Raw genomic sequence first — 4,141 nt, 5'->3', positions numbered from 1 at the left:
GGGGCAGGTCCACGGCCACCGGCCAGGTGGCCGGGTCCACGAGCTCCTCCGGCACCGGCGTGCCTGCCGGCACAGCCGGCAGCGCCGCGGTCGCGGGGTCGTAGACCTCGATCGTGGAGGTCATGACGTAGCGCCGGGTTCGGCCGGCAAAGGCGCGGGCGGCGATAGCGGCCTGCACCGGGGTGTAGCAGACCTGGTCCACCACGACGTCGAAGGTGCGGGAGTCGAGCGCGGCCGTCAGGGCGGCCTCGTCGTTCCGGTCGACAACGAGGTGCTCGACGCCGGCGGGCGACGGGGTGGAGCCGCGGTTGATCACAGTGACCTGGTGGCCTGCGGCCTGCAGGCGCTTGACCAGAAGCTTTCCGAAGTACCGGCTTCCGCCGATGACGCAGATCTTTTGCATGTCCCCCATCCTGGAGACCCATCGTCATCAGCAGAAGTACTGACTTACTGGATACGTATTAAGGGAGACTGTTGATCGATGTACAGCGGCTCCGAGTCCTGCGGGTGGTGGCCTCGGGGTTCGCCCTCTTGCGGTTGTAGTCAGTTCGCGGCGGCCGGGGAAGAGCCGCCGGGGATCAGGAGGCGGGGGGCGCCCGTGCCGTCCGCCGGGACCGACCAGATGTCGCCGACGCGTCCTTCGCCTCCTGGGAGGGAGTAGCCGACGGTCTTGTCGTCCAGCCAGGCCGCCTGGTCGTCGACGCTGCGCGTCTCCACGAGCGGGTGTTCGCGCATGTCCGCCAGGTCCAGGACGTACAGCCGCCAGGGTGCGGCGGGGTTGTCGGAGACCTTCTTCTTGAAGGCGATGCGGGTGTTGTCCGGTGACAGCGACGGGCATTCGACGTTCTCGCGCAACGCCTTCGCCGACCAGTTGCGCAGGTCCCCCTCGACGAGGTGGGTGCGGCCCTTGGTCGACACCGTGGCGTAGAAGCGGTTGTCGTCGCGGGCGAAGGTCACTCCCCAGTAGTTGACGTCGGGGGCGTGGTAACGGGTGCCGTCGATGGTCAGCGGGATCTCCTCCATCGATTTGATCAGGTAGCCGGTGCGCAGGTCGAGGATGGAGGTCCGGGTGGAGAACGCGGTCGTGGCATAGGAGTCGCCGACCGCGAAGGTCGTCCACGACAGCACGTTCCCCGAGGCCGAGACGCGGGCCCGGTTGGGGATCCCGGGTACGGTCACGCGTTTGACCTCGCGGAGCTGCCGGTCCAGTACGAGGGCTTGGGTGCGGGCCGGGATGCCGGGCAGCTTGCGCAGGCACAGGGCGCGCTCCCCCGCGGTGTAGAAGCGCTCGCAGGCGGGTCCCCCCGTGGCGGGAGGCCCGCCGGTGCCGCTCCGGCGGGCGACGTGTCCGGTGGCCGAGTCCCGGTAGTAGAGCCCGGGGGCGGCCAGGCTGAACGATCCGTCCCCGGCGGCCGTCGGGAGGTCGCGGTGCCTGGCGTGCAGTACGTAGCCCAGGGAGCCACCCCCGAGCAGCAGGACGGCGAGCACGACGAGGGCGAGGCGGCGGAGTGGTGACGGGCGGTGATTCACGGCGCCTCCGGGGCGTCGACGGGGGGTGCGGCAGCCGGATCGGGAGCCGGGGCGGGCAGGATGTGCCAGGCGGCCGCGAGCGCGCCCGCGAGCGCGAGCGCCGCCGTCCCCAGGGCCGGCCCCTGCCCCCAGAAGGTCCAGGCGGCCCCGAAGCCCGCCGCGCCCAGCAGCCGGGCCAGTACCTGCCCGGTCTGGAGCACCGCGAGCCCGCCGGCCCGGCGGTGGGCGGGCAGCAGCGGACCGGCCAGCGCCATCAGGACCCCGTCGGTGGAGGCGTAGAAGACGCCGAGGAGTGCCAGCACCGCGACCGCGGTCGGCCAGGCGACCGGGAGCAGCAGGACGGCGTACGCGCCGAGCAGCGCGGCGTGTCCGGCCAGGAACGGCAGCCGGCGCCCGAAGCGGTCGGCGATGCGGCCGGCCGGGACGGCGAGCAGCAGGTATCCGGCGGCGGCGCCGAGCGGCAGCAGCGCGAAGAGGGCGGGCGGCAGGTCGAGGCCGCGCTGGATGAGCAGGTAGAGGAACGAGTCGCCGATGGTGGCGGCTCCGAGCAGGGAGGCCGCGTACAGGATGCGGCGGAAGGCGGGGTCACGAAGTGCCGCGTGCTGGAGGGGTGTTGGCCGGACCGGTGGTGCGGGGGCGGCGGAGGGGACGTACAGGACGAGGAGCAGCACGCCGAGCAGGCCCGCGCAGAAGCTGACGGCGAAGACCGCGTCGTAGGCGTCGGCGGTCGCCCACAGCACGGCGAAGGCTGCGAGCGGACCGAGGAGTGCACCGGTGGTGTCCATGGCGCGGTGCACGCCGAAGGCGCGGCCCAGTGTCTCCGGCGGGCCGCTGAGCGAGATCAGCGCGTCGCGCGGGGCGGTGCGCACGCCCTTGCCGAGTCGGTCGGCGGCGAGCGAGGCGGCGATTCCCGCGGTGGCGCCGCCAGCGAGGAGCAGGCCGAGCCGGGACAGCGCGGAGAGCAGGTAGCCCGCGCCGGCGACCCGCTTGTGACGGCCACCGCGGTCGGCGAGTCGGCCGCCCAGGAGTCGCACGAGCGCGGTGGCTCCGTTGAACATGCCGTCCAGGAAGCCGAATTGGAGGGGTGAGAGACCGAGGCCCAGGACGAGGTAGAGCGGCAGCACGGCCGTGACCATCTCCGAGGAGACATCGGTGACGAGGCTGACCGCGCCCAGCGCGATGACGGTTGCGGGGACGCGCCGCCGGGCCCCGAGGGGGCGGGGCGGCGCGTCCGGGCGGCCGGTGTTGGCCAGGTACATCAGTGACAGCTGTACTTCGGGCTGGTGTCCTTGACCCCGTCGGCGGCGACGTAGGTCCAGCTGTAGCCCGAGTCCGTGAAGTCGAGCTTCAGGACCCCGTACTGGCCGCTGATGCGCTTCTGGCTGTTGGGCTGCACCTGCTCGATCGGGTAGGGCTCGGCGCCGCCCATGCCGCCGACGATCTCCACGATCCCGTCGGCGGCCGCCTTGCCGTCGGGGTTCTGCGGCGCGAACCGCTCGTAGTGGTGGTCGTGTCCGTTGAGGACCAGGTCGGCCTTGGCGGCGTAGAGGATCTTCCAGACGGGCTTGGAGACGGGGTCGTTGCCGTGTCCGCCCGAGGAGTACAGCGGGTGGTGCCAGTAGGCGGCTGTGCACTGCTTGCCGTTGGCGGCGAGGTCGGCCTTGAGCCAGTCGATCTGGGCGGCCTGGTCGAAGGCGTTGGAGTCGAGGGCGATGAAGTGCCAGTTGCCCTCGTCGAAGCTGTAGTAGCTCTTGCCCTGCGGGTAGGCGATGTTCCCGAAGTACGCCTTGTATCCGGCGAGGGAGCCGGCCGGGTCGTACGTTTCGTGGTTGCCGGGTACGGGGTGGGTCTTGTCCTTGAAGGTGCCCCAGCTCTTGTCGTAGTAGGCGCGGAAGTCGGCGATCCGGGCGTCGTCGTACTGGTTGTCGCCCATCGTCAGGTAGAACTTCGGGTCGATCTGCCGGGCCAGGGCGGCGGTCTTCGGGTGTGCGCAGCCGCTGTCGGAGGCTGTGCACTGGGCGGCGATGTCACCGGCCGCGACGACGGTGAAGGCGCCGCTGCCGGGGGGCGGACCGCCGTCGACGGTGCCGTACACCTCGGCCTCGAAGAGGGAGTAGCCGTACGCCGTGCCGCGCGCGGTGCCGTACACGCGCAGGTACCTGCCCTTGCCGGAGAGGCCGGCGAGGTCGTCCGTGCCGCCGTTGCCGGCCTTCTCCTCGGCGATCCTGGTCCAGGTCGTGCCGTCGGCGGAGACCTCGACGCGGTAGGCCTTGGCGTAGGCGGACTCCCAGGTCAGCTTGACCCGGGAGACGGTGGCGCCGGCCCCGAGGTCGACGCGGATCCACTGCGGGTCCTTGCCCTCGGCGCTGGCCCAGCGGGTCGAGGCGGCGCCGTCGAAGGCGTTGGCGGCGCCGAGCGAGGAGCTCTCCGTGGAGGAGGCGGTGGCGGGCTTGCCGCGCGAGATGAGCGGGTCGGCCGCGGCTCCCGCCCGGCCGGGCCAGGCGAGGAGGAGCCCGGCGACGAGTGCGAGCACCGCGGTCACTACGAGGAGGACGGGCCGAAGCCGACGGGTGGTGGGGGTGGGTGGGGTGGAGGCGTACAGGTGCATGCC

General features: G+C 72.0%; 4 protein-coding genes. All 4 read right to left on the bottom strand.

Features of this window, described 5'->3' with window-relative positions; all coding sequences use genetic code 11:
* On the bottom strand, positions 1–403 hold a 403-nt coding region (locus ACFV0Q_RS39140; RefSeq protein WP_385012550.1), incomplete at its 3' end, for an NAD-dependent epimerase/dehydratase family protein.
* Positions 404–543: 140 nt separating this feature from the next.
* Positions 544–1,530, bottom strand: a complete 987-nt coding sequence (locus ACFV0Q_RS39135) for a hypothetical protein (protein WP_385012549.1) — start codon at positions 1,528–1,530, stop codon at positions 544–546.
* The gene (locus ACFV0Q_RS39130; protein WP_385012547.1) at positions 1,527–2,789 is read right to left on the bottom strand and encodes an MFS transporter; all 1,263 of its coding nucleotides are present in this window, start codon (positions 2,787–2,789) and stop codon (positions 1,527–1,529) included. The genes ACFV0Q_RS39135 and ACFV0Q_RS39130 overlap by 4 nt, the downstream gene beginning before the upstream one ends.
* Positions 2,789–4,138 carry a discoidin domain-containing protein gene (locus ACFV0Q_RS39125; RefSeq protein ID WP_385012552.1) on the bottom strand — a complete coding sequence of 450 codons (1,350 nt, stop codon included), beginning with the start codon at positions 4,136–4,138 and terminating at the stop codon, positions 2,789–2,791. The genes ACFV0Q_RS39130 and ACFV0Q_RS39125 overlap by 1 nt, the downstream gene beginning before the upstream one ends.
* Positions 4,139–4,141: the final 3 nt, after the last annotated feature.

The sequence above is a fragment of the Streptomyces sp. NPDC059564 genome (assembly GCF_042735575.1).
GTDB lineage: Bacteria > Actinomycetota > Actinomycetes > Streptomycetales > Streptomycetaceae > Streptomyces.
This window is presented reverse-complemented; position numbering and strand designations above follow the sequence as displayed.